General features: G+C 62.5%; 24 protein-coding genes and 2 pseudogenes. 9 read left to right on the top strand and 17 right to left on the bottom strand.

Annotated features, from left to right (window positions below; all coding sequences use genetic code 11):
* Window positions 1-55: 55 nt before the first annotated feature.
* The 8 genes and pseudogenes from AFERRID_RS06135 (at window position 56) to AFERRID_RS06100 (ending at window position 7,727) form a co-directional block, all read left to right on the top strand.
* Window positions 56-1,660 (top strand): two-component system sensor histidine kinase NtrB, encoded by a 1,605-nt coding sequence (locus AFERRID_RS06135; RefSeq protein ID WP_225981898.1) that lies wholly within the window; start codon window positions 56-58, stop codon window positions 1,658-1,660.
* Window positions 1,653-2,966: pseudogene (locus tag AFERRID_RS15945) on the top strand (sigma-54-dependent transcriptional regulator); the annotation flags it as partial. The gene AFERRID_RS06135 and the pseudogene AFERRID_RS15945, both read left to right, overlap by 8 nt.
* A gap of 37 nt (window positions 2,967-3,003) precedes the next feature.
* Entirely contained in the window at window positions 3,004-3,804 is an 801-nt protein-coding gene (locus tag AFERRID_RS06125) for a prepilin peptidase (RefSeq protein WP_113526255.1), read from the top strand.
* Entirely contained in the window at window positions 3,805-4,419 is a 615-nt protein-coding gene (gene coaE / locus AFERRID_RS06120; RefSeq protein ID WP_126604581.1) for a dephospho-CoA kinase, read from the top strand.
* A gap of 40 nt (window positions 4,420-4,459) precedes the next feature.
* Window positions 4,460-5,289 (top strand): annotated as a pseudogene (locus tag AFERRID_RS06115) (cell division protein ZapD).
* Window positions 5,290-5,319: 30 nt separating this feature from the next.
* Window positions 5,320-6,330, top strand: a complete 1,011-nt coding sequence (locus AFERRID_RS06110; RefSeq protein WP_113526257.1) for a class 1 fructose-bisphosphatase — start codon at window positions 5,320-5,322, stop codon at window positions 6,328-6,330.
* A gap of 309 nt (window positions 6,331-6,639) precedes the next feature.
* Window positions 6,640-7,065: a ClpXP protease specificity-enhancing factor gene (locus AFERRID_RS06105; protein WP_113526258.1), complete on the top strand. Its 426-nt coding sequence runs from the start codon at window positions 6,640-6,642 to the stop codon at window positions 7,063-7,065.
* An 11-nt stretch (window positions 7,066-7,076) separates the two neighbouring features.
* On the top strand, window positions 7,077-7,727 hold the full coding sequence (locus AFERRID_RS06100) for a lytic transglycosylase domain-containing protein (RefSeq protein ID WP_113526259.1): 651 nt from the start codon (window positions 7,077-7,079) through the stop codon (window positions 7,725-7,727).
* Here the strand turns inward: AFERRID_RS06100 and AFERRID_RS06095 are convergent.
* The 7 genes from AFERRID_RS06095 to AFERRID_RS06065 all read right to left on the bottom strand — a co-directional run bounded on the left by AFERRID_RS06095 (window position 7,709) and on the right by AFERRID_RS06065 (window position 12,316).
* Complete coding sequence (locus tag AFERRID_RS06095; protein WP_113526260.1) at window positions 7,709-7,951, bottom strand: helix-turn-helix domain-containing protein; 243 nt, start codon at window positions 7,949-7,951, stop codon at window positions 7,709-7,711. The two genes, AFERRID_RS06100 and AFERRID_RS06095, sit on opposite strands and share 19 nt — an antisense overlap.
* Before the next feature lie 10 nt (window positions 7,952-7,961).
* The gene (locus AFERRID_RS06090; RefSeq protein WP_126604580.1) at window positions 7,962-8,594 is read right to left on the bottom strand and encodes a zinc-ribbon and DUF3426 domain-containing protein; all 633 of its coding nucleotides are present in this window, start codon (window positions 8,592-8,594) and stop codon (window positions 7,962-7,964) included.
* 2 nt (window positions 8,595-8,596) lie between these two features.
* Window positions 8,597-9,475, bottom strand: coding sequence for a 50S ribosomal protein L11 methyltransferase (gene prmA, locus AFERRID_RS06085; RefSeq protein WP_113526262.1), 879 nt, complete (start codon window positions 9,473-9,475; stop codon window positions 8,597-8,599).
* The gene (gene accC / locus AFERRID_RS06080) at window positions 9,472-10,818 is read right to left on the bottom strand and encodes an acetyl-CoA carboxylase biotin carboxylase subunit (protein WP_113526263.1); all 1,347 of its coding nucleotides are present in this window, start codon (window positions 10,816-10,818) and stop codon (window positions 9,472-9,474) included. Before accC ends, prmA begins: the two co-directional genes overlap by 4 nt.
* Window position 10,819: 1 nt before the next feature.
* Complete coding sequence (gene accB, locus AFERRID_RS06075) at window positions 10,820-11,290, bottom strand: acetyl-CoA carboxylase biotin carboxyl carrier protein (RefSeq protein ID WP_113526264.1); 471 nt, start codon at window positions 11,288-11,290, stop codon at window positions 10,820-10,822.
* Window positions 11,291-11,309: 19 nt separating this feature from the next.
* Entirely contained in the window at window positions 11,310-11,771 is a 462-nt protein-coding gene (gene aroQ, locus AFERRID_RS06070; RefSeq protein WP_113526265.1) for a type II 3-dehydroquinate dehydratase, read from the bottom strand.
* Window positions 11,772-11,938: 167 nt separating this feature from the next.
* Window positions 11,939-12,316, bottom strand: coding sequence for a winged helix-turn-helix transcriptional regulator (locus AFERRID_RS06065; RefSeq protein ID WP_113526266.1), 378 nt, complete (start codon window positions 12,314-12,316; stop codon window positions 11,939-11,941).
* A gap of 337 nt (window positions 12,317-12,653) precedes the next feature.
* Between AFERRID_RS06065 and AFERRID_RS06060 the strand changes: the two genes are divergently transcribed.
* Window positions 12,654-13,511, top strand: a complete 858-nt coding sequence (locus AFERRID_RS06060; protein WP_113526267.1) for a ferritin family protein — start codon at window positions 12,654-12,656, stop codon at window positions 13,509-13,511.
* 120 nt (window positions 13,512-13,631) lie between these two features.
* Here AFERRID_RS06060 and ftsZ read toward each other — a convergent pair whose 3' ends face one another.
* The 10 genes from ftsZ to murD are packed head-to-tail and all read right to left on the bottom strand — an operon-like array spanning window position 13,632 to window position 23,767.
* Complete coding sequence (gene ftsZ / locus AFERRID_RS06055) at window positions 13,632-14,795, bottom strand: cell division protein FtsZ (RefSeq protein WP_113526268.1); 1,164 nt, start codon at window positions 14,793-14,795, stop codon at window positions 13,632-13,634.
* Between the two features lie 58 nt (window positions 14,796-14,853).
* Window positions 14,854-16,122: a cell division protein FtsA gene (gene ftsA / locus AFERRID_RS06050; RefSeq protein ID WP_113526269.1), complete on the bottom strand. Its 1,269-nt coding sequence runs from the start codon at window positions 16,120-16,122 to the stop codon at window positions 14,854-14,856.
* Between the two features lie 30 nt (window positions 16,123-16,152).
* Window positions 16,153-16,542, bottom strand: coding sequence for a cell division protein FtsQ/DivIB (locus tag AFERRID_RS15505; RefSeq protein ID WP_232027812.1), 390 nt, complete (start codon window positions 16,540-16,542; stop codon window positions 16,153-16,155).
* Window positions 16,428-16,994 (bottom strand): cell division protein FtsQ/DivIB, encoded by a 567-nt coding sequence (locus AFERRID_RS06045; protein WP_232027810.1) that lies wholly within the window; start codon window positions 16,992-16,994, stop codon window positions 16,428-16,430. Before AFERRID_RS06045 ends, AFERRID_RS15505 begins: the two co-directional genes overlap by 115 nt.
* Window positions 16,987-17,913, bottom strand: a complete 927-nt coding sequence (locus AFERRID_RS06040) for a D-alanine--D-alanine ligase (RefSeq protein WP_113526271.1) — start codon at window positions 17,911-17,913, stop codon at window positions 16,987-16,989. Before AFERRID_RS06040 ends, AFERRID_RS06045 begins: the two co-directional genes overlap by 8 nt.
* Window positions 17,906-18,793, bottom strand: a complete 888-nt coding sequence (gene murB / locus AFERRID_RS06035) for a UDP-N-acetylmuramate dehydrogenase (RefSeq protein WP_113526272.1) — start codon at window positions 18,791-18,793, stop codon at window positions 17,906-17,908. Before murB ends, AFERRID_RS06040 begins: the two co-directional genes overlap by 8 nt.
* A complete protein-coding gene (murC, locus tag AFERRID_RS06030) occupies window positions 18,790-20,157 on the bottom strand; it encodes a UDP-N-acetylmuramate--L-alanine ligase (protein ID WP_404813651.1) in 1,368 nt (455 codons plus the stop codon). The genes murB and murC overlap by 4 nt, the downstream gene beginning before the upstream one ends.
* A gap of 19 nt (window positions 20,158-20,176) precedes the next feature.
* A complete protein-coding gene (gene murG / locus AFERRID_RS06025; RefSeq protein ID WP_126604579.1) occupies window positions 20,177-21,259 on the bottom strand; it encodes an undecaprenyldiphospho-muramoylpentapeptide beta-N-acetylglucosaminyltransferase in 1,083 nt (360 codons plus the stop codon).
* The gene (gene ftsW, locus AFERRID_RS06020; RefSeq protein ID WP_113526275.1) at window positions 21,252-22,424 is read right to left on the bottom strand and encodes a putative lipid II flippase FtsW; all 1,173 of its coding nucleotides are present in this window, start codon (window positions 22,422-22,424) and stop codon (window positions 21,252-21,254) included. Before ftsW ends, murG begins: the two co-directional genes overlap by 8 nt.
* Window positions 22,421-23,767, bottom strand: a complete 1,347-nt coding sequence (gene murD / locus AFERRID_RS06015; RefSeq protein WP_113526276.1) for a UDP-N-acetylmuramoyl-L-alanine--D-glutamate ligase — start codon at window positions 23,765-23,767, stop codon at window positions 22,421-22,423. The genes ftsW and murD overlap by 4 nt, the downstream gene beginning before the upstream one ends.
* Window position 23,768: the final 1 nt, after the last annotated feature.

The raw sequence follows: 23,768 nt of genomic DNA, 5'->3' as shown, positions 1-23,768 counted from the left end.
TGCGCGCTGGCACGGGTAAGGTCCTGCAGGACGGCGCGGCGGGCTGGTACCTGATATGGCGGAGATGATGGGTGACTGGCGGCGACTTTGGGGCATCTCCGCCTATCGGTTGCTGATCGCGGCAGCCATCGCCATCCTGGTGCGCTTACCGGTCAATGAAACCATCATCGATCTGGGAGGGCATGCCGAACTGCTGCACATCCTGACCTTGGTGGCCGCCTTGGTCAGCCTCGTCTACCTGCTGGGACTGCTGTTGCGATGGCCGACGCAACCGCGCCGCCACGCCTGGATTCAGGTCTCGACGGACACTCTGCTGGTGTTGCTGCTGCTGCATTTCGGTGGCGGTGTCAGTGGCCCCTTCAGTATCCTGCCCTTTCTGCTGCTGGTGTCCACGGCAAGCCTGTTGCGCGGCAAAAGCGCTTTTGTTTTCGTGTGGATATTGCTGGCGCTGCTGGTCGGCGAGTCGCTATTCGGCGGGATGACCGCCGTGCATCCGCCCCTCGGTCAGCTTTTCATTTATCTCCTCGCATTGGTGGCGGTGGCGGTACTGGCCGACAGTCTGGTGGCGAGTCTGGAACGTGGCAACCGTCTAGCGCTGCAAAGGGATGCAGAGGTCGTCAATCTGAATGCGTTGAGCCAGGAAATTGTGCAGCATATGGATGTGGGCATTTTTGTGCTGGACCGGCAAAGTCGCGTGGTGCTCAGCAACCCCGCGGCACGGACGCTTTCGGGTTACCGGAAATGGACCTCCATGCCTATCGCCATCGGCGTAGTGCAGCCGCGTCTGGCCATGATGCTGCGACAGGCCACGGCCAACGACAGCGAGATGGTGATCACGGCAAACGGGCGTGACCCAACTCTGCAGGACAGCACCCTGACTCTGCTGGTGCGCAGGATCGACCTGCCCGATAGCTCTTACCGACTGCTTCTCCTCCGTGATGCATCCGCACTGCGTGCCCGGGAACGAGAGGCGCAACTGGCGGCGCTCGGTCGTCTGGCGGCCAATATCGCCCATGAGATCCGTAATCCTCTCAGCGTGATTCGCCACGCCGGCAGCCTTCTCGCCGAGCGCATGGACGACCCCGCTTCGCAGCATCTTTTTGACATTCTGGAACGGGAGACGGTACGCATCAATGCCATTGTCGAATCGGTGCTGGAGATGGCGCGTCCGAGTCCGGCGCATTCCGAACCCATTTTCTTGCGGAGCTGGTTGCCGATGCTCACCGCCCAGTTGCAGGCGGATCCACTGTTGGCACCCATGAGCATCGCCATCGGCGAAATCGCGCCGCAGCTTACGGTTTATGCCGATCCCGCGCAGTTGCGGCGGGTATTCTGGAATCTGTTGCATAACAGCGCGCAGTACGGCGTGGCGGAAGATGCTACGATGCGTGTCGAAATCGATGCCGTCCCCGAGGACGAAGGGAACATCATGGTGACGCTGCGGGATTTTGGACCGGGCGTAAAGGCGGAAGTGATGGAGCGCATTTTTGAGCCGTTTTTTACCACCAACCCCCGAGGTACCGGGCTGGGTTTATCCATGGTGCGGGAACTGCTGCGCATCAACGACGGGCGCATAGCCTGTGAAAATCACCCCCAGGGCGGCGTATTGTTCCGGATTTTTCTCCCCCGCAGGGGGTGGACGGAGAGGCGTGATGGCTGACTATTCCGGTTTGCCGCCCGCCCTGATCGTCGATGACGAGCCGGGCATCGTCGAACTGCTGCGCATTACGCTGCAGGGTATGGGGATCACTGTCACTGGCGCATATTCCCTTGCGGAAGCCCTCGCCCGCCTCGCCGAAGGTGCCCCTTCTTTATGCTTGAGCGATCTGCGTTTGCCCGACGGTTCCGGTCTTGATCTGATCCGCCGTTTGCGCGAGTCATATCCACAAGTGCCGGTCGCCGTGATTACGGCCTATTCTTCCGCCGAAGGTGCCGTCGAAGCGATGCAGGCGGGGGCCTTCGATTACATGGCCAAGCCCATCGAGCTGGCGCGTCTGCGGCGATTGATATCCCAGGCCGTTGATCTCAGCCGCCTGTCCCCAGCGGGTCTGGGCGGCACCCAACGACTGGTCGGCGATGCGCCGGTCATGCAGCGCTTGCGCGACGATATCCGCCGCGTAGCGCGGAGTAATGCGCCGGTACACATCACCGGTGAGTCCGGTACGGGCAAGGAACTGGCCGCACGCGCCATTCATGCCTCGGGACCCCGTCACGACAAGCCCTTCGTGGCCGTCAACTGCGGCGCCATTCCCGAGGGGCTGGTGGAGAGTGAGCTCTTCGGTGCCGAAAAGGGGGCTTATTCCGGTGCCGTACAGCGTCGCGAAGGACTCTTTGCGGCGGCCAATGGGGGCACTGTTTTTCTGGATGAGATCGGTGATCTGCCGATGATGATGCAGGTCAAGCTGCTGCGGGCCATTCAGGAGCGGGCCATTCGCCCCTTGGGTGCGGCGCGGGAAATCTCCCTGGACCTGCGCTTCATTTCCGCCACCCACCGTGACCTGCAGGAAATGGTTGCGGCCGGAAAGTTTCGTCAGGATCTCCGATATCGTCTGGATGTCGTGAGACTCCATATGCCGGCCTTGCGGGAACATCCGGAAGACATCCCGCAACTGGCGGAGGTGATTCTGCAACGTATCGGCGTGGCACCGGAGGATATTCCGGCACTGCTATCCCCAGGCACTTTGGAGCGGCTGGGTGGTTACGCCTTCCCCGGCAACGTTCGCGAGTTGGAAAATGTTCTGGAGCGGAGCCTTGCCCTCAAGCAGGAAGGGATGCTGTTCGACGATGGGATGTCCTCCTCCGGCGGCCCAGTGGCGAAAAGCAACGGGCTGGCGTTGGCGCCGGTAATCGCCGTACCGGCCCCTTTCGACGCGGCGGAGGCCGCATTGCTGCGGCAGGTGCTCGATCAGGCCGAAGGGGATCGGCGCCGTGCCGCCATTCTGCTGGGGATCAGTCTGCAGTCGCTGGATCTGCGGCTGCACCGGTCATTCCCGGGGGTGGCGTATGACGCAGACCCTCCTGGGGGCGACCTATATCCTGACCACGCTGCTCGGCCTGCTCGTGGGCAGTTTTTTGAACGTGGTGGTACACCGGGTACCCCGCCGCGAATCCATCATTTATCCTGCGTCCCACTGCCCACACTGTGGCCATGTGTTGCGCCCTTGGGAAAATATCCCGGTCCTGAGCTGGCTGGCGCTGCGTGGCCGCTGCCATGCTTGCGGCAAGTCCATTGCCTGGCGTTATCCGGCGCTGGAACTGCTGAGCGGACTGCTCAGTCTGGTGGTGGTCTGGCAATTGGGCCTGACCTGGCATCTGCTTCCCGCCCTGGTCTTCACCTGGGCACTGCTGGCGCTGACCATGATCGATCTGGAGACACAGCTTCTGCCCGATCGTCTTACCAAGCCGGGCATGTTGGCCGGGCTGCTGCTCAACGGGTCGGCACTTTTCTGGCCCGGGCTGGCGCTGGTAACGCCCCTGGACGCCTTGCTCGGTGTAATCATCGGCTACGGTAGCCTGTGGTTGCTGGCTACCGTGTACTATAAGATCGCAGGACGGCACGGCATGGGGGGAGGGGATCTCAAATTGCTCGGCATGATCGGTGCGTGGCTGGGCTGGCAGGCCGTATTCCTGACCCTGTTTATCGCCGCCCTGGGCGGTGGACTGGTTGCGCTGGGCTTTCTGCTGCGGGGCAAGGGACGGGACTATGCCATGCCCTTCGGTCCTTATCTGGCGCTGGGGGGCTGGCTCATGCTGCTGTGGCCACAAGCCATCCTTTCCGGTTACCTGCACCTGCTGGGTTCCTGAATGGCGCTGCGGATCGGTCTGACGGGGGGGGTGGCCTGCGGCAAAAGCACGGTCGCCGAAATGCTCAAAGCGGCTGGCGCCCATGTGCTGGATGCCGATGTCATTGCCCGCGAACTGGTGGCTCCGGGCAGCCCTGCCCTGCAGGCCATCATCGCCCATTTTGGCCCGGCCTTTGTCGCCCCGGGAGGTGGGCTGGACCGTGCAGCGTTGCGCGCCCGCATTTTTGCCGACACGGCGGCAAAAACCTGGCTGGAAGCCCTTCTCCATCCCCTTATTCGGGCCACCTTCATAACGGCCAGCGCCGCGTTGGCCGAACAGCATCCGCAAACGCCGCTGGTCTGGGTGGTGCCGCTGCTGGTTGAAAACGACTATCGCCCATTGCTGGATCAGGTGCTGGTGGTCGATTGTCCCCGCTCCGTACAAGTAGAGCGTCTGCGTGCCCGTCCTGGCTGGACAAAGGAACAAGTCACCGCAGTGCTGGCGGCGCAATGTGATCGTGCCGCGCGTAATGCGGCTGCCGACTGGATCATCACCAATGAGGGCACCCTGACCGAGTTGCAAACCCAGGTGGGTCTCTATCTTCGTCATTTGCGTGGAACCGGACGATTTGCTTAGGGAAAGCGCCTGTGGCACCCTGAGGGAACGTTGCCCGAAAATGGTGCACGCGGCCGTTGCCTGGCGTTGGGGTCTGCGGTCGCGTGCGGCGGCAGCGGCTGCTGAACGAGGTTACGGCATGGCCGTTTACGAACACCCGCTCCATGAACGCGCGCGCCTGCTGCTGCGTCTGGAAAGTGTTTTTGCACAACTACAGCAGGGGCGGGCCGATGCTGGCTGCCTGCGTAACGCCCTGCGCGCCTATAATGAACTGCTGGATTTTTGCAGCCGCCCGGAGCTGCGCCTGGATCTCATTCTGGAGCTGGAGCGTCTGGCCCAGAGCCTTGCCGTCTGGTCGCAGAGTCCCGAGGCGGACGAAGGCCCTTTGCGCGCCTGGCAGTTCCGCATAGACCAGCAACTCAAAGCGCTGCGCGAGTATCGCGAACCCTTCGGGCAACTGTTGCGCCACCAGGATATCATCCAGCTCGCACGGGGCAGGATGGGGGTGGCCGGAGGCCTCGCCGACTGTGATCTGCCGATTCTGGCCTTCTGGAAATATCAGCCCCCGAGCGTATCGCGGGACTCCTGCAGGGCTGGCGGGAGAGTCTGTCGATCTTGCAGGATAGCACCGATCTGATTCTCGCCTTGTTGCGGGACTCCTGCTCGTGGTCCGGGGTGGAAGCCCCGGAAGGGCGTTATGGCGCGCTTCTGGATGCACGCCATCCGCCTTCCCTGATCTGCTTGGAGTTGTCGGATCGTGCGGATTACTATCCCAAAATCAGTGGGGGTATCCATCGTTTTCATATCCAGTGGCTGCCATGGTTGGACCAGGGAACGGCGCGCGCGATAGAATCCACCATAAAATTTCGCCTGGGACTCAGTGCCCTCTGACCTCTTCACTCTTTTGTAAAGGATTCCGGCATGCACATCGGCACCACCCTCAGCCAGTTCATCATTGAAGAAACCCGTCTTTATCCTGGTGCCTCCGGCGACTTCGCCGGGTTACTCAACGATCTCACCATTTCCTGCAAGTTTATCGGTGCCCAGGTCTACCGTGGCGCGTTGGTGGGAGCGCTGGGCAGCGCCGGCACCGACAACGTCCAGGGGGAGGTGCAGAAAAAGCTGGACATCATCTCCAATGAAGCCATTCTCAAATCCATGGACTGGACGGGGCATCTGGCCGGTATGGCCTCCGAGGAGATGGATGACCCCTATCCCATCCCCCGCAACATCCCGCGCGGCAAGTATCTGCTGCTTTTTGATCCGTTGGACGGTTCCAGCAATACCGATGTCGGCATCAGCGTGGGGACCATTTTCAGCATCCTCAAGGCGCCGGTGGTGGGGCGGGATGCGGAACTCGCCGATTTCCTGCAGCCCGGCGTCGAACAGGTCTGTGCGGGCTATGCCCTGTACGGCTCCAGCAACATGCTGGTATACAGCACCGGCTACGGGGTCAATGGCTTCACCCTCGATCCTTCCATCGGTGAATACATCCTGACCCACAACCAGATGCGTATTCCGGAGGATACCAGTGAATATGCCATCAATATGAGCAATCACCGGCACTGGCAGAAACCGGTACAGCGTTACATCGACGAACTCAATCAGGGTACGGATGGGCCTCGCCAACGCAATTTCAATATGCGCTGGGTGGGTTCCATGGTAGCGGATGTGCATCGCATCCTCTGTCGGGGCGGTATTTTCCTGTACCCGTTCGATCAGCGCGACCCGAAGAAGCCGGGCAAGCTGCGCCTGCTCTATGAGGCCAATCCTATGTCCTATCTGGTGGAACAGGCGGGTGGCGCGGCCAGCACGGGCACGACCCGCATCCTGGATATCGTCCCCCAGGGCCTGCACCAGCGCATTCCCGTCATCCTCGGCGCCAAAAATGAGGTGGAGCGGGTGGTGGCTTACCACCAGGAGTCATTCTGAAAGTGCATAGGCCGCCCCATCCGGGGCAGCCTATGCACGCTGTTATCCCGTAAAATCTACAGGATGTCGGAATGGATGTGGACCAGTTGAAACTGCAGGGGTGGTAGGCGGTGGAGACGATACGGGTCCGGCAATTTACAGCCAGTGACCTGTGCTGCTGGCTGGTGGTGATGCTGGCGCCCTCCGCAGGAGGCGCGAGCAGATTCTACTGGGATCGCTTCGAAACTTCAGAGACGTGGGCCTGGCGTTGATTGCTCTTGAGAATTTTCGAAAATCGTCTATATACGGTTTTAGGAGTCTGGAACAGACATGGGGGAAAAATTGTTACCTGAAAGCGCCAAGTCTTATCTGCTCAATGCCGTCTATCAGTGGTGCGTGGACCAGGGGCATACACCCTATATCCTGGTAGTGGTGGCCTATCCCGGAGTGTCTGTCCCGAGCGGCTATGAAAAGGATGGGCGGATGATTCTCGATGTCTCTCCACGTGCCTGCCACGGTCTGCGCATGGCGGACGACTGGATTTCCTTCAATGCCCGCTTCGGCGGGGTTGCGCGGACAGTGGACGTACCCATGGCGGCAGTAGCGGCGATATACGCCGCAGAAACGCAGGAAGGAATGGGCTTTGCCGATCCGGAAATCCCGGCCGCGCCCCCGCCTTCTTCGGCGGGCGGCGGTGCAGAGAATGCGGAGATTTCCGGGAAGCGTGAGCGTCCCGCACTGCGAGTGGTGAAGTGAAGCCCGCTTTGATGGCGGCAGCGCTGTTGCTGCTTTGCGGAGGTACGGCGGAAGCCGATATTTATGCCTATACCGATAGCAGCGGGGTGGTGCATCTTACCAATGTGCCTGCCGGGAATGACCGGTACCGGATGGTCATGCGCACCCCAAAAATGGCGGTAGCCGTGGCGCGCGCCGATTTCAACCGCGCCGCCCGGAGGCGTTATCAGGGCCTGATTCATGCGGCCGCCAGTCGTTACCAGGTCAGCTCGGCACTGATCAACGCCGTAATCAGCGCCGAGTCCGGTTATAATGCGGGTGCGGTATCGCCCAAGGGCGCCGTCGGCCTGATGCAGCTCATCCCCGCCACGGCGCTTCGCTTCGGGGTGGCGAATGCTTTCAGTCCGACGGATAACATCAACGGCGGCACAGCGTATCTCGCCCATTTGTTGCGGGTCTTCAGTGGCGACCTGAAACTGGCCATAGCCGCTTACAATGCGGGATCAAACGCAGTGATCCAGGCGGGCTATCATATCCCGCCCTTCGCAGAAACTCAGGCCTACGTACCGCGGGTGCTCGCCTATTATCAGCACTATCTGAATGGCGGCGGCACGGTACCGGGCGTGAACCAGCAACCCGTGGCAAATGCCGCCCCGCAGTTGATTCAGGTATCCAATCCGTAGGTTTGCAACTTCTTCCGCAGAGTATTGCGATTGATGCCCAGCCACTGGGCGGCCCTGCCGCGTTGTCCACCACAATGTTGCAGCGTGTGCGCGAGCAGCGCACGCTCCACTTCTTCGACGATCAGCGCATGCAGGTTGCCGGGGACTTCGCCTCCCAAATCCGCCAGATAGCGGTCCATGACGTGGATTACGCAATCGCCCAAGGACATATTCGTGCTATCCATGGTTACCCCTTCAGGGACGGCTGAGGAGGGTGATTTGATAACCCGCCGCCTTTGTCAGGGCCGGGCTGCTGAGTACAAAGGGTACTGGCGTACCCGGAACAAATCCCGCACGGGCGGGGAACGCTGCGCTCAGATATTGCGTCGCGGTAAAATGCAGGTGGGCAATGGGTGCGCCATAGACGTTGCTGAGGGTGACTTCAATCACCGGGTAGGCCTGAACCTGGTTGGCTACATTTTCCATATTGCCGGTGATCCGCGCCAGGTGGTCCGCCACGGGGGTGACCTGGCTGTTGAGAATACGGATGTCTTTGTTGGGACCTGGCCAGGGAATGGTGATATCCAGTTGCTCCGCGCTACTCAGCAAGAAGCGGCGGATGGGCGCGCTGGTCGCGGCGTAACTGTAACTGCGCGTCCACCAGAGTATCTGTCCGATCAACGCAATAACCAGCAGGATGATGGCCAGGATGAGTAGAAACCGACCCAGACGGCGCCCCAGGCTGCTGCCCGCACGAGCAGTTTCTGCGGCGACATCCACGTGAAAAATATGGTGGCAGACGCTGCATTTCACCCGATAATGGTGCTCGCGCAGGGCCTTGTCGTCCGAGAGGAAGGTCGATTCACAGCGGGGGCAGGTAATTTCCATAATCAGACTCCAGTGTTGCGCTGGCCATAGAGGAGTGACCAGTCTTCTTCGTGTTGCGCGACTGCGAGATCAAAATAAGGCTCGTAGGCGGCGTGAATCTCCGCTTCCTGATGGTGCAGGATGCCGGATAGTGCGATCCAGCCTCCAGGACGGACGGAATGGGCCAGGGCCGGCGCAAGGGTCAGAAGGGGGGTCGCCAGAATGTTGGCGACCAGGATGTCGGCCAGGGGCAGCCTGGCGTTTTCCGGCAGCGCGAGCTGCAGACCGGCGCTGACGCCGTTACGTTCTGCATTGGCGGCCGCTACCTGCAGTGCAACGGGATCGGTATCCACCCCGAATGCCTGGCCGGCGCCCAGCAGCAGCCCGGCGATGGCCAGAATGCCGGAGCCGCAGCCGTAATCGATGAGGCTTTCGCCTCCGCGGATCTGCGTATCCAGGAAGCGCAGGCAGAGCGCCGTGGTGGCGTGGGCGCCGGTGCCGAAGGCCTGGCCGGGGTCGAGATGCAGCACACGGGGGGCGTTGGCGGGCGCCGCATCCCAACTGGGGGTTACCCAGAGGCGGCCGAAGCAGCGTGCGGGGAAGGCTGCCTGGGTTGTCGCTACCCAGTCCTGTGCCTCCAGCGCGGTGTAGCGTGCCGCGTAGGGCCGCCAGTCGTTGTCTCTGATCAGGTTTTGCAGGGTTGTTTCGCTGTGGCTGTCCGCAGCAAACAGGGCTTCGCACCGGCTGTTTTGCCAGATATCGCCCTCATCGAACACCGCTTCACTGTCATCGCCTTCCAGAAAAGTGACTGCCTCTGCGCCAGCGTCCAGCAATTGCGCCTCGACGGCTGCTGCGGCTGCTGCGGGGACGCGCATGTCGAGCTGCCACCAGGCGATTTTCATAGGGCGAGCAAGGCCTCCAGATAGTGGATATGCACACCGCCCGTGGCGTATTGCGCCTCTTCCAGTACCCGCCGATGCAGGGGAATGTTGGTTTGAATGCCCTCAATGGTGGTCTCGCGCAGGGCGCTGCGCATGCGCATGTTGGCTTCCTCGCGGTCACCCCCGAAGGCGATGATTTTACCGATCATGGAATCATAGAAGGGCGGTACCCGATAACCCGCATAAATATGACTGTCGACGCGGATGCCCGGCCCGCCAGGGGGGTGCCAAGCGGTAATCTGTCCCGGTGAGGGTACGAAGCGCTCCGGGTCTTCGGCATTGATGCGGCATTCGATGGCGTGACCGCTGAGTACCACGTCCTCCTGCCGAATCCCGAGAGGCAGTCCCGCCGCAATGCGAATTTGCGCTTTGACGATGTCGATGCCGGTAATCATCTCCGTGACCGGGTGCTCGACCTGCACCCGTGTATTCATTTCAATGAAATAGAAGGTTTGGCTGCCGGGATCGTAGAGAAATTCGATCGTGCCGGCGCCCCGATAGCCCATATCCTGGCAGGCTTTGACTACCGATGCACCGATTTCAGCTCGCTGGGCGGCGCTGATACCGGGAGCCGGCGCTTCTTCTATCACTTTCTGATGACGGCGCTGCACCGAGCAGTCTCGTTCACCAAGGTGAATGCAATGACCTTGGGTGTCACACAGTATCTGAAATTCGATGTGGCGCGGCGTTTCGAGAAATTTTTCCATATAGAGGGTCGGGTTGCCGAAAGCCTTGTCGGCCTCCGCGCGGGTCAGGCTCGCGGCGTTGACGAGGTGTGCTTCGGTGTGTACGACCCGCATGCCGCGCCCGCCGCCGCCGCCGGCCGCCTTGAGAATGACGGGATAACCGATCTCCCGGGCGAGGGCTTTGAGGGCCTCGTTATCGTCGGGTAGCGGTCCATCGGAGCCAGGCACACAGGGTACGCCAGCCTTCTTCATCGCGGCCTTGGCGGCGATTTTGTCACCCATCTGGCGGATGGTTTCCGCGCGCGGCCCGATGAAGGTAAACCCGCTGTTTTCGACCCGTTCGGCGAAGTCGGCATTTTCGGAAAGAAATCCGTAGCCGGGATGAATCGCTTCGGCGTCGGTCACCTCGGCGGCGGCAATCACGGCGGGGATATTGAGATAACTTTTATCGCTCGGCGCTGGGCCGATGCACACCGATTCGTCGGCCAGCTTGACGTGGAGAAGATCGCGATCTGGTTCAGAGTGGACGGCTACGGTACGAATGCCCAGTTCGCGGCAGGCGCGCTGAATCCGAAGGGCGATCTCGCCGCGGTTGGCGATGAGGATTTTCTCGAACATTTCAATCCCCGGGGGCGATGATGAACAGGGGTTCACCGTATTCGACGGGCTGGCCATTGCCAGCGAGAACCTTGATCACTTTTCCGGAGACGTCGGCTTCAATTTCGTTCAGCAGCTTCATGGCTTCGATGATGCACAGGGTCTGGCCGGCCTTCACCATGCTGCCTTCTTCCACGAAGGGTGCAGATTCCGGAGAGGATGCGCGATAAAAGGTCCCGACCATGGGGGATTTGATCATATAGCCCTGAGGCGGCACTTCGACCGCTGCCGCGGGGGAGGGCGCCGTTCCCACGATGGTGGGCGTAGTCGGCATCGCTGGCGCGGGCTGGGCGTAAGCGATGGCCGGTGCCGGATGGGCGGGAGCGGTGTGCCGCGTGATCCGGACTTTGCTGTCGCCCTCCACCACTTCGATTTCATCGATGGCGCTCTTTTCCAGCAGTTCGGCCAGGCGACGGATGAATTGGATATCCATGCTCTTTCCTTGGTGTCAGTTATGGGTTATGGCGTTTCATGCGCCGATGAATGGCATCCAGCGCCAGGAAGTATCCATCCGCGCCCAGTCCCGCGATGACGCCCTGGGCGAGATCGGAGAAGTAGGAGTGACGGCGGAAGGGTTCCCGACCATGAATATTGGATAAGTGTACTTCGATAAACGGAATCTGGACGGCAGCCAGGGCATCACGCAGGGCAACGCTGGTGTGGGTGAATGCCGCGGGGTTGATGATGATGTCGGTGACGCCCAGGGGGAGGGCCTCCTGGACCGCATCGATCAATACATGCTCAGCGTTACTCTGCAGACTGCGCAGTCGCCAGCCCCAGCCCTGGGCGAGTGTCTGCATCCCGGCATCGATCTCGGAGAGGGTGGTCCGCCCGTAATGGCCGGGCTCACGACTGCCCAGCAGATTCAGATTCGGGCCATGCAGTACAAGGACATGAGGAGAGGATGCAGCCATAGATCCCGCGTAACACGAAGTATATCCGCGAAGTCTGCCCCAAATGGCCGGATAAATCTAGGTCATCCGCAGCGCAGGCAGGTGCCGCGACACGTCATGGACCCAGGTTCGCCTACGGATTGAGCATGGAAATCCCGGCGAATGATCGGGGCGGGTGCGGGTAACCGCTAATTGGTAACAGGCAGGGCCGATTCCCGGTGGATGCTTTTCCTGCCAGCGTCTTCGCTATTCCAGCGCCGGGCCAGGGTATCCAGTGCATCCAGCACTTCCCGCAGTTCCAGTCCGCGCGGCGTCAGGCCATAAGTCACTTCTGGAGGAATGCTGGGACGATACACCCTGAATACCACTCCGGCCTCCTCCAGGGTGCGCAAACGCTCCGTCAGCATCCGTGACGAAATGCCGTGCACTTCCCGCTTGAGCATCCCGAAACGGGTGGGACCGCGTTGTCTCAGCGTCCAGAGGATGTATGTGGTCCACGGCCCCATCAGCAAGCGGAGCAATGCATCCATGGGGCAAGTCGTTTCCTGTTTGGTTTGGCTGTTCATGGTTACTCAATCGTACCGGATCTACAAAATATACTAACATTATCCCGTTATGAACAACCAATGCAAGGCGTCGCAAGGCGTGCTTGCCGAGCAGGAATCTGGTGCTCATCCGGGCCGGACTTCAGGACCGTTGGCGCGTACCCGGGCATACATGGTCCATCATTCGCCCGATGCCGGGATTTGTCGTAAAATGCCAAGCATATATTTTACGAAGCCTCACGGTGTTGTCACAAGGCTTTGTGGGGGGCCGGCGCGCGACTTTCGTCTGCTGTGCGGAAGGGGGCCGAGGTGCCCCGGCGCCCGTTATCGAGAACGCCATGAGAGAGGTTGGTTCGCCATGTTATACCCTGAGTTGTTCAAATCGCTGGAGGCCGCGCGCTGGAACATGGCCACGGATATCCCTTGGGAGCAGTTTGACCGTAGCCTGGTCAGCGATGAGCAGTTGCGCACGATCAAGATGAATGCGGTCACCGAGTGGTCGGCACTCCCGGCGACGGAGATGTTTCTCCGCGACAACCGGAGCGACTCCGATTTCTCGGCCTTCATGTCCATCTGGTTCTACGAAGAGCAGAAGCACGCCCTGGTGCTTATGGAATACCTGCGCCGCTTCGCACCGGAATATCTGCCGACGGAAGAGGAATTGCACAATGTGCGCTTTGAATTTGATCCGGCGCCGGCGATGGAAACCCTTATGCTGCATTTTTGCGGCGAAATCCGCCTGACACACTGGTACAAATGCGCGGCGCAGTGGCATAGCGAGCCGGTGATCCGTTCGATTTACGAGGTGCTATCCAAGGACGAGGCGCGGCACGCCGGTGTTTATCTGAAATATATGCGGCGCGCTATTGATCGCCTCGGGGACAGCGCGCGTCTGGCTTTTGCGAAGATCGGTGTACTCATGGCCAATACCAAGACGGCGAAGGCATTGCATCCTACCAATCTCCATGTGAACAAGGCGATGTATCCCGAGGACAGCGTGCAGAGTCATCTGCCGGATCCGGGTTGGCTGGAGCAATGGCTGGATACCCAGATTCATTTCGACGCGATCTGGGAGGGCAAGGTGGTCAACGGCATTTTGCGCAATCTTTCTGCTTTGCTCGAAACGCCCATTCAAAGCATCAAGGATCTCAGCCGTTACCGCAAGTTGATGAGCGCCGCCGACCATGATGCTTCCGGGCACTTGGTGACGGGCTGATCGCGCTGTAACGGTTCGCCATGGGCACGGTAGCGGCATGATGGCGGGCAGACGGTTCCCCACCGGGCGGGAAACGTAGCCGCCCGGGGTCAGCGCCTGCGCTGACCCGGCCCTACGCCCTTAGTCCGCCTGACGGCGCAGGAAGGCGGGGATGTCCAGGTCCGCGTAGTTCGGCGTATGGTTGCCGCCATGGGCGGGCACGCTCGAACCCGTCGGACGTTCGAGCTGGCGCATGCCGGTGGGCTTGTCGAGGTTGCGCCAGTCTGCCGCCGTGGCAGGGATGGCTGCCGACCGTGGCCGGATGTTCTCGACCGCCAGCCGCACGGGTTCCCGTTGCAAACCGGTGGCGACCACCGTAACCCGTAGTTCCCCTTCCAGTTCCGGATCCAGCACCGTACCGACCTTGACGTTGGCGTCATCTGCCGCATAACCACGGATCAGTTCGCCAACTTCTTCGAACTCGCCCAAAGTCAGGTCCATGCCGGCGGTGATGTTGACCAGAATGCCGCGGGCACCCGCGAGATTGATGTCGTCCAGCAGCGGGCTGGAGGCGGCACGGGTGGCGGCATCCTTGGCGCGGTTTTCGCCGCGGCCGCTGGCGGCACCCATCATGGCCAGGCCCATGCCGGACATGACGGTACGGACATCGGCGAAATCCAGGTTCATCAGGCCGGGGCGGGTGACCAGCTCGGAGATGCCCTGCACGGCGCCGAGGAGGATGTTGTCGGCGGCCTGATAGGCGTCCTTGAGGCTGATGTTCTTGCCGAGGACGGACAACAGTTTCTCGTTGGGGATGATGACCAGCGAGTCCACATACTGGGAGAGTTCGTCGATGCCGGAGAGGGCGTGCTGCTGGCGCTTCTTGCCTTCAAAGTTGAAGGGCCTGGTGACCACACCGACGGTGAGGATGCCCATGTCGCGAGCAATGGCTGCCACCACGGGGGCGGCGCCGGTGCCGGTGCCGCCGCCCATGCCCGTGGTGATGAAGACCATGTCGGCCTTTTCCAGGGCCGCGCGGATTTCGTCACGGCCTTCCTCGGCGGCCTTGCGCCCGACTTCGGGATCCGCGCCCGCACCGAGGCCGCGGGTGATCTGAGCGCCGAGCTGGATCGTATGGCCGGCGTGGGAGTGGCGCAACGCCTGGGCATCGGTATTGGCGCTGATGAACTCCACGCCTTCCAATCCTGCCGCGCACATGTTGTTGATGGCGTTGCCGCCGCCGCCGCCGACGCCGATGACTTTGATGACCGCGCCGTCCTGTTCACATTCATTGAGTTCAAACATCGTCTTTCTCCTTCTTGAAGTCCTGCAAAATTGTGTACCTCAGCCCTGCGAGCAGAAATCAGCCAAAGCTCGTCTGTACCCAGGAGCGCATCTTGCGAAAAACGCCGCCGAAGCTGGTATCCATATGGTTTTCCCGGGCCGCGATGGCCGGGTTCTGAAGTGGCTCGGCCTGACTCGCCACTTGATTGTGCAGCCCGTACATGACCAGACCGACACCCGTGGCATGGCCCGGAGTCCGGACGACGGTTTCCATGCCCGGTAAATGCATGGGCTCGCCGACGCGCACCGGCAGATGGAGGATTTCTTCGGCCAGCTCGGCCATGCCTTCCAGCTTGCTGGAGCCGCCGGTAATGACCACTCCGGCAGCGACCATGTCTTCGTAGCCGGTGCGGCGCAGTTCCGCCTGGATCAGCTCGAAAAGCTCCTTGATGCGAGGCTCGATGATGTCGCCGAGGATGCGCCGCGAAATCGTTCGGGGCGGGCGGGTGCCAACGCTGGGGACGGGGATTTCGTCATCCTGCTCGATCAGATCACCGAGGGCGCAGCCGTAGAGCTTTTTGATCTGTTCGGCTTCGACGGGCGGGGTGCGCAGGCCGAGGGCGATGTCGTTGGTCACCTGATCGCCGGCAATGGGGATGACAGCGGTGTGGCGAACGGCGCCATCGCGAAAGATGGCGATGTCCGTGGTGCCACCGCCGATGTCCACCAGACAGACACCGAGTTCTTTCTCATCAGCGGTGAGGACGGCATCGGCGGAGGCGAGCTGTTCGAGGACCAGATCCTGTACCTGCAAGCCGCAGCGTTCGACGCACTTGGTGATGTTTTGCGCGGCGCTGACGGCACCGGTGACGATGTGCACCCGTGCCTCCAGGCGCACGCCGGACATGCCGAAGGGCTCACGGACCCCCTCCTGACTGTCGATCATGAATTCCTGGGGGAGGATATGGATGACGTTCTGGTCCTGGGGAATGACGATGGCACGGGCGGCGTCCATGACCCGACCGACATCCTCATTGCTGACTTCCTTGTTCTTGATGGCGACGATGCCGTGGCTGTTGTAGCCGCGGATGTGGCCGCCGGCAATACCGACGATGGCGCCGTGAATCTGCACGCCGGCCATCAGTTCCGCTTCCTGTACAGCGCGGGTGATGGCTTGAACGGTGGATTCGATGTCGACGACCACACCCTTTTTGAGGCCCCGGGAGGGATGCTGACCGACGCCGATGATCTCTGCCTCACGGCCGCCCCTGGACTGGGCGACGATGCAGGCGACCTTGGAGGTGCCGATGTCCAAACCGACGATGAGTTCCGGATTGCTGCGTTTCATTTCGTTTCGCTCCTTCGGATCGGTGATCCGTTACTGACTGCTGACGGTGGCCGCCGCGGGCATGGCGACCGCAAAGCCGTTGGTGTAGCGCAGGTCCATGGTGGCCCCCGGCACGAGGTATTCCTTGACCTGGGGGGCGATGGCCACCCAGCGTTTTAAGGCGGGAAGGATGTTTTCGCTGCCCAGCAGCAAGCGCACCTGATTACTGAGAATGCAGCGCCAGCCGCCGCGTCGGTCTTCCTGAAGGGACGTCACCTTGACGCCAAGCGGGGCGACGATATCGTTGAAAGTGGCGAGTTGTGCGATCAGTTCACTACCGCTGCCGGCCGGGCCTTCGAGGTTCGGAAGTCCTGCCGGTATCTGCTGGGGGGGACGCTGAACACCTGACCCTGGCCATCCACCATCTGTCCCGCGCCGCACAGCCAGCGGGCTACGGGTGTGTAGGATTTGATCTGGATCTGCAGTCGGTCGGGCCAGACCCGGCGGACTTCCGCATCCGCTACCCACGGGAGGGCGTCGATTGCCCGTCGCACCTGATCCGGATGGATCCAGAGAAAACCCTGACCCACGTAGGGTCTGAGGGCGGCGTTCACCTCGGGCAGCGGGATCCGCGCCGATATGCCGGAAATGGTCAAGGTGCTGATGGGCATGACTTGTGGTTCACGCACCCAGTTCCAGCCCATCCAGCCCCCCCACGCGAGGGCGCTGATACCGATTCCGCCAAAGAGCGTGCGGCCATAAAGCCGCCACGGAATGGCCCGGCGTACTTTGGGCGGGGCCGCCTCGGCTGTGGGTCTGGGCGGTTTTCTGAGGGTGGCGGCAGGATGTTGCGCTTGCTGCCCATGACGGTAATCGCGCATGACGCTAACCATATTTCACTCTCCTCTGCGCGGTGCGCAGTATGGCGGCGCATAATTCCGGGAAACCTATGCCGGTGGCTTTGGCGGCCATGGGAATCAGGCTGTGGCTGGTCATGCCGGGTACACTGTTGACTTCCAGCAGATGGGGTCGGCCATCGCCGTCGACCATGAAGTCGACCCGCCCCCAGTCGCGGCAGCCGAGCTCGGCAAAGGCACTGAGCGCAAGCGCCTGCAACTGCTGGTCCAGTGGCGCGCCGAGGCCGGAGGGCAGGAGGTAACGGGTATTGTCGGCAAGATACTTGGCGGTGTAGTCATAGAAGGCCCGGGGCGTTTCGATGACGATCGGCGGCAGCGCTTGGCCATCGAGGACGCCGACGGTGGCTTCGTGACCGATGACGGCACCCTCGCAGAGGACTTCCTCCTCGATGGCGAAGGCGCACTGTAAGGCTGCATCCAATTCCGCCGGGCCGCAGACTTTGCTGACCCCGAGGCTGGAGCCACCGTGGTTCGGCTTGATGTACAGGGGCCAGCCGAAGCGGGCGCCGAGATCGGGCGTATGGCCGCCGCGATGCAGCAGGATGCCGTCGGTCACCGGTAACCCGGCAGCTCGCCAGAGCTGCTTGCAGCGCCATTTATCCATGGCGAGCGCGGAGGCGAGGACCCCGCTGCCGGTGTAGGGCATATCCAGAGTTTCCAGGCAGGCCTGCAACAGACCGTCTTCGCCTACCGCGCCATGGCAGACGTTGAAGGCGATCTGCGCCCCGCTTTCGGCCATTTGCTGCTGGAGGATGGCCGGCTGGATGTCGACGCCGACGGCATCCATACCCAGCCCCTGCAAGGCTTGCAACACGGCGCGGCCGCTGTCGAGAGAGACTTCGCGCTCTCCGGAGGGACCTCCATAAAGTACGGCTATGCGGGCCAAATCAGACATCGGCCACCTCCCCGATGACCCGCATCTCTGGCTGAAGTTCGACGCCGAAGCGGTTGCGGACCTCTCGTTGTACGTTGGCCACCAGTGCCTCGATCTCTTCGGCGCGGGCGGCACCGCGGTTGATGATGAAATTGGCGTGCTGGGTGCTGACTTCGGCGTCCCCATAACGCAGGCCCTTGAGCTCTGCCGCCTCGATGAGCCGGGCGGCATGATCGCCGGGCGGATTGCGGAAGACGGAACCGCAGCTCGGCCATTCCAGGGGCTGAGTGGCGGCGCGGCGTTCCTGCCAGGCGCGCAGGCGCTGCAGGACGATGTCGCTGTCTGCGGGCGACAGGCGCAATCCCGCGGCGATGAAGCAGGCAGCACCCTGACCCTGCACCTCGCGATAACCCACCTGGAACTCGGAGCGGGACAGGCGTTGCACTCGGCCATCGGGGTGCAGGACCTCGGCCCATTCCACCAGGCTCCAGGTGTCGCCGTCGTTGGCCCCCGCATTCATCGTCAGGCAGCCGCCCAGGGTGCCGGGTATGCCGGCCAGGAATTCGGCGCCCGCAAGCCCGGCTTTGGCCGCGAAATGAGCAATCTTGACGGCGCCGGCGCCGGCGCCAGCATGGATCAGGCCGGACGCATCGAGGGTGATGGCATCCAGGGTGTTGGCCAGGCAAATGACGGTACCGCGCAGGCCGCCATCCCGCACCAGCACATTGCTACCCAGCCCGAGCCAGGTGATGGGGGCGGTGGCGAAATGCTGCAGGAAAGCCTGCAAATCTTCCAGTGTGCCGGGCAGATAGAAGCGGTCAGCCGGCCCGCCGACCCGCCAACTGGTGTGGCGATGCATGGGTTCCCCCAGGCGCAGACGGCCACCAATGGCATGCATCATGAGGGGTCCTCCCCAAAAACCTGGGGCCATTGTGCCGCCAGACTGGCAATGCTGCCGGCCCCGAGGGTCAGCAGCACCGCATTGGCAGGAAGCTCGGCACGGAGCTGTTGCGGCGCGGTCAGCAAGTCGGGCAGAAAACGGACGCTTATGCCCTGGGCGGCCATGGCCTCGGCGAGGGCGCTGCCGGTGACGCCGGCCAGGGGTTTTTCGCCGGCGCTATATATATCCGTCAGAATCACCCGGTCCGCCGCCGCCAGACTGCTGACAAAATCAGCGAAGAGCGCTTGCGTGCGGCTATAGCGGTGGGGCTGAAAGGCTACCACCAGCGGCCGCTCCGGCCATACGGAACGGGCTGCGGCGATGGTGGCGGCGATTTCCCGGGGGTGGTGGCCGTAATCGTCCACCACGGTAACGCCGGCGAAGGTACCGACCAGCTCAAAGCGGCGGCCGACCCCACGAAAGTCGGCCAGAGCAGCGGCAATGGTGGATTCCGGTATGCCCACCTTGCTGGCGATACCGATGGCGGCGAGGGCATTGAGGACGTTATGGCGGCCGGGGATGCCCAGTTCTACGTCCAGCCAATGGACATAGTCGCTGTCCACCCGCCGCCACACGGCGAAGCGGCTGCCGATGCCCTGCACGGTGACATCACGCGCTTGTAAATCCGCATCGTCACCGAAACCGTAGCGCAGCACGGGGGTGCGCAATTCGGGGATGAGGCCGGCGACCAAGGCTTCATCGGTGCAGAGGACGGCGAGGCCGTAGAAGGGCAGGCGCTGGAGAAATTGCAGGAAGGCGCCACGCAGATTGTCGAGGCTGCCGCCGTAGGTTTCCATGTGATCGGCGTCAATATTGGTGACGACGGCCATGACGGGTGAGAGATAGAGGAAGGATGCATCGGATTCGTCCGCTTCCGCCACCAGATATTCACCGCTGCCGAGGGCGGCATGGGTGCCGGCACTCTTCAGGCGGCCACCGATGACGAAGGTGGGATCCAGTCCGCCAGCGCCGAGAATGCTTGCCACCAGGCTGGTGGTGGTGGTTTTGCCGTGGGTGCCGGCGATGGCGATGCCCTGCTTGAAGCGCATGAGCTCCGCCAGCATCTCGGCGCGGCGGACGACGGGGATGCGCAGCGTGCGGGCGGCCTGCACCTCGGGATTGCTTTCGGGAATGGCCGAAGAAATCACGACCACATCGGCGCCGCGCACATTGGCTGCTTCGTGGCCGCTGAAAATCCGCGCCCCCAAATCCGTCAGGCGCAAAGTGGAATTGCCGGGCCGCAGATCAGAACCGGAGACGGCATAGCCGAGATTCAGCAGTACCTCGGCTATGCCGCGCATGCCGCTGCCGCCGATTCCGACCATATGGATTTGTCGTACCCAGTTACGCATCGGTGCCTCCCACGCATTCCATACATGCTGCCGCAACGGTGGCGGCGGCGTCGCCCTTGGCCTGCCGGCGTGCCGCCTCTGCCCAGCGCAGGCGGAGTTCCGGGTCGGCCAGCAAGGGACGCAGCACATCGCGCAGTTGCGGGGCGTCCAGTCCCTCCTGACGCAGCATCCTGGCGGCACCGGCCTCCTCCAGAAAACGGGCGTTGGCGGCCTGATGATCGTCCACGGCGAAGGGGAAGGGGATCAGGATGGCGCCGAGACCAGCGGCGGCGAGTTCGGCGATGGTGGCGGCGCCGGCGCGGCAGAGGGCAAGATCGGCCCATCCCATCGCCGCCGCCATATCCTCTATAAAGGGTTCTACCCGAGCGTCAATGCCGGCCCGCGCGTAAGCCGCCTGCGTGCTTTCCACGTGATCCCTGCCCGCCTGATGCCAGATGGCAGGACGCTCGGCGGCGGTCATACCGCTCAGCGCGGCGGCACTGACTGCGTTCAGTCCCTTGGCACCCTGGCTGCCGCCCATGATGAGCAGGCGTACCGGCCCTTTGCGGTCGTGGAAGCGTTCCCGTGGCAGCGGCAAGGCGCGAATAGCCTCGCGCACCGGATTCCCCACCCACTCACCCCGGGCCAGGCGGGCGCTGGGGAAGCCGAGAAAAATACGCCTGGCCAGTGGGGCCAGCAAACGGTTGCTGAGCCCGGCGACGGCATTCTGCTCGTGCAGACAGAGCGGGCGACCCAAGGTCCAGGCGGCGATGCCGACGGGCGCGGCGACATAACCCCCCATACCCAGGACCACTTGGCTCCCGGTCTGCCGCAAAATCCGGCGTGCCTGCAGAACGGCCCTGCCCACTCGCCAAGGCGCGCGCAACCAGCGTCTGATGCCATTGCCGCGCAGGCCCTGCATATCCAGCGTATGTAACGGGTAGCCGCGCTCGGGCACGAGGCGTGCTTCCATCCCGGCGGCCGTTCCTGCAAAAGCGACCTCCGCCCCCTGGGCGCGCAGCGCATCGGCGACCGCCAGTGCCGGGAAGACGTGGCCTCCGGTGCCACCCGCTGCGATCAGGACGCTGTCAGCCATTCTGGAGTTCCTCCCGGATCACGACCGAGCCCTTGTGTACGGCCGGATAGCGGCGGCTGACGCCGAGGACGACGCCCAGCGCGGCGCAGAGAAAGACCAGGGCGCTGCCGCCGTAACTGATCAGGGGCAGGGCAAAACCCTTGGTCGGTAAAGCGCCCAGATTCACGCCCATGGACATCACCGCCTCGCCCCCAAACCAGGTCAGTGTGCCGTAGCAGAAAAGAGCGAAGAACGCATCCCCGGCCGCCGCCGCGCGCCGGCCGACGCGGTAGATCCTCCAGCTGGCGATGCCATAGAGAATCGCCAGGGACCACACCCCGATCATACCCAGCTCTTCGCCGATCACCGCCAGAATGAAGTCTGTATAGGACTCGGGCAGGTAGAAATATTTCATGATTCCGTCGCCCAGACCGACTCCGAAGACGCCACCACGCCCAAAGGCAATGAGAGATTGCACCAACTGGAATCCGGCGCCGTAGGGATCTGCCCAGGGGTTCTGGAATGTGGTGATGCGGGCCAGGCGATAAGGCGCGGATACGGCCAAAATCCCCAGGGCGCTACCCGACACGATGCCGGCCAGGAGGACGTAACCCAAGGGCAGTCCACCCAGGAAAAGCATCACTCCGGTAAGGAGCACCACCATCGCGTAGGAGCCGAAATCCGGTTGCAGGAGTAAAAGCAGACCCAGCAGACCCAGCACTACGAAAATCGGCCAGAGACCTTCCTTGATGCGTCCCAGCAACTCCCCCTTGCGTACCACGTAGCGGGCGAGGAAAAGCAGCAGGGCGAATTTCAGCAACTCGGAAGGTTGCAGGCGGACGATCAGGAAATTGATCCAGCGGTGGGAGCCATTTACCGATACCCCGACGAATGGCACAAAAACCATGACCAGGGCAATGAGAGAAATGCCCATCAGTGGGAACGTGATGCGCTCCCAGAAGTCCAGATCGACGCGGCTGGTATAATAAAGCACGGCGGCGGCGAGGCTGGCGTAGATGCCCTGCCGCTCCGCAAAAAAGAAAGGGTTGCCGGTTTCGTGCTGGGCAATGGGGGCGCTGGCCGAGTACACCATGATGAGGCCGAAGCCGAGCAAAATCAGGATGATCCACCACAGGACCGTGTCTGCGGGCCCGTCTTCCGCCAACCACCAGCTCGGCCTGGTCATGCCAGATCCTCCGTCAGGGCCCGTACCGCCACGGCGAATTGACGGCCGCGATCCTGATAATCGGTAAACATGTCGGTACTGGCGCAGGCGGGCGAGAGCAGCACCTGGTCGCCGCGCTGCGCCAGCACCGCCGCCTTCTCGACAGCCTGTGCCATGTTCCGGGCACTCTCGACGGGCAGTATTCCGGCGAGCAGGGCGGAGATCTGTGCCCCGTCCTTACCGAGGACGACAGCGCCACGCTGCCCGCGACAGGCCTCCCGCAGGGGGCTCAGGTCGGCCCCCTTGGCATCGCCGCCGAGTATCATCACCAGGGGTCCCGGCAAGCCGGACATGGCTTTGAGGGTCGCGCCCAGGTTGGTGCCCTTGGAATCGTCGTAGTAACTCACACCGTTGACCTCGGCGATCCGGGCAAGGCGGTGGGGTAGGCCCGGAAAAGTGCGCAACGCCTGGCGGATGGCCGTCACAGGGATGGCCATCGCGCGGGCCAGCAAGGCGGCGGCCAGCGCATTTTCGGCGTTATGCGCGCCGCGCAGCGGGAGTTGATCGAAATCCAGCAGGGGACCGTCGCGACGCAGGCAGAGCCGGTCACCGGCGATGCTGGCGTCGTGTTCGTCAACGCCGCCAAAGAACTGCACCTGTACGCCCGCAGGGACCTGGGACGGCAGGGCGGTCGTAAAGGTGTCGCCGGCGTTCAGTACCAGCGTGTCCCCTGCGCCCATCGCCCGGAAAATGCGGGTTTTCGCGGCACCATAGGCCGCATAGTCACCATGCCAGTCCAGATGATCTGGGCTCAGGTTGAGGATGGCGGCGGCGCGGGGGTGGAAATCCTGGCAGGCCGCAAGCTGGAAGCTGGAAAGTTCGAGGACATAGAGATCGGGCTCGGGCCTTGTTTCCGGCAGAAGGTCGAGGGCGGGGGTGCCGAGGTTGCCGCCGACGGCGGCGCGCAGCCCCGCGGCCCGTGCCATTTCGCCCACCAGGGTGGTGACGGTGCTTTTGCCATTGCTGCCGGTGATCGCGACGATGGGGGCCCGGGCGATTCGGCCAAAAAGTTCGATATCGCCCATAATCTCAATGCCGGCCCGTCTGGCGCTGACAAGGGCGGGCAGCGACGGTGCCAGCCCTGGGCTGAGCAGAACAATATCCGCCTCCAGAAACAGGTCCCCGGGCATGTCACCAAAATGAAAATCGACTGCTGGATAACGGCGCCGCAAGTCGGCGGCGTCTGGCAGCAGACGCGTGTCGGCCACTCGGCAATGAGCGCCCAGGCGCAGGGCCGTACGCAAGAGGGAGTGTCCCGTCTTGCCCATGCCGACGATGTATGCCTTTTTCCCGTTCATGTCCATG

The sequence above is a fragment of the Acidithiobacillus ferridurans genome (assembly GCF_003966655.1).
GTDB classification, from domain to species: Bacteria; Pseudomonadota; Gammaproteobacteria; order Acidithiobacillales; family Acidithiobacillaceae; genus Acidithiobacillus; species Acidithiobacillus ferridurans.
Note: the sequence above shows the minus strand (reverse complement) of the source record. Positions and strands in the feature narration are given on the sequence as shown.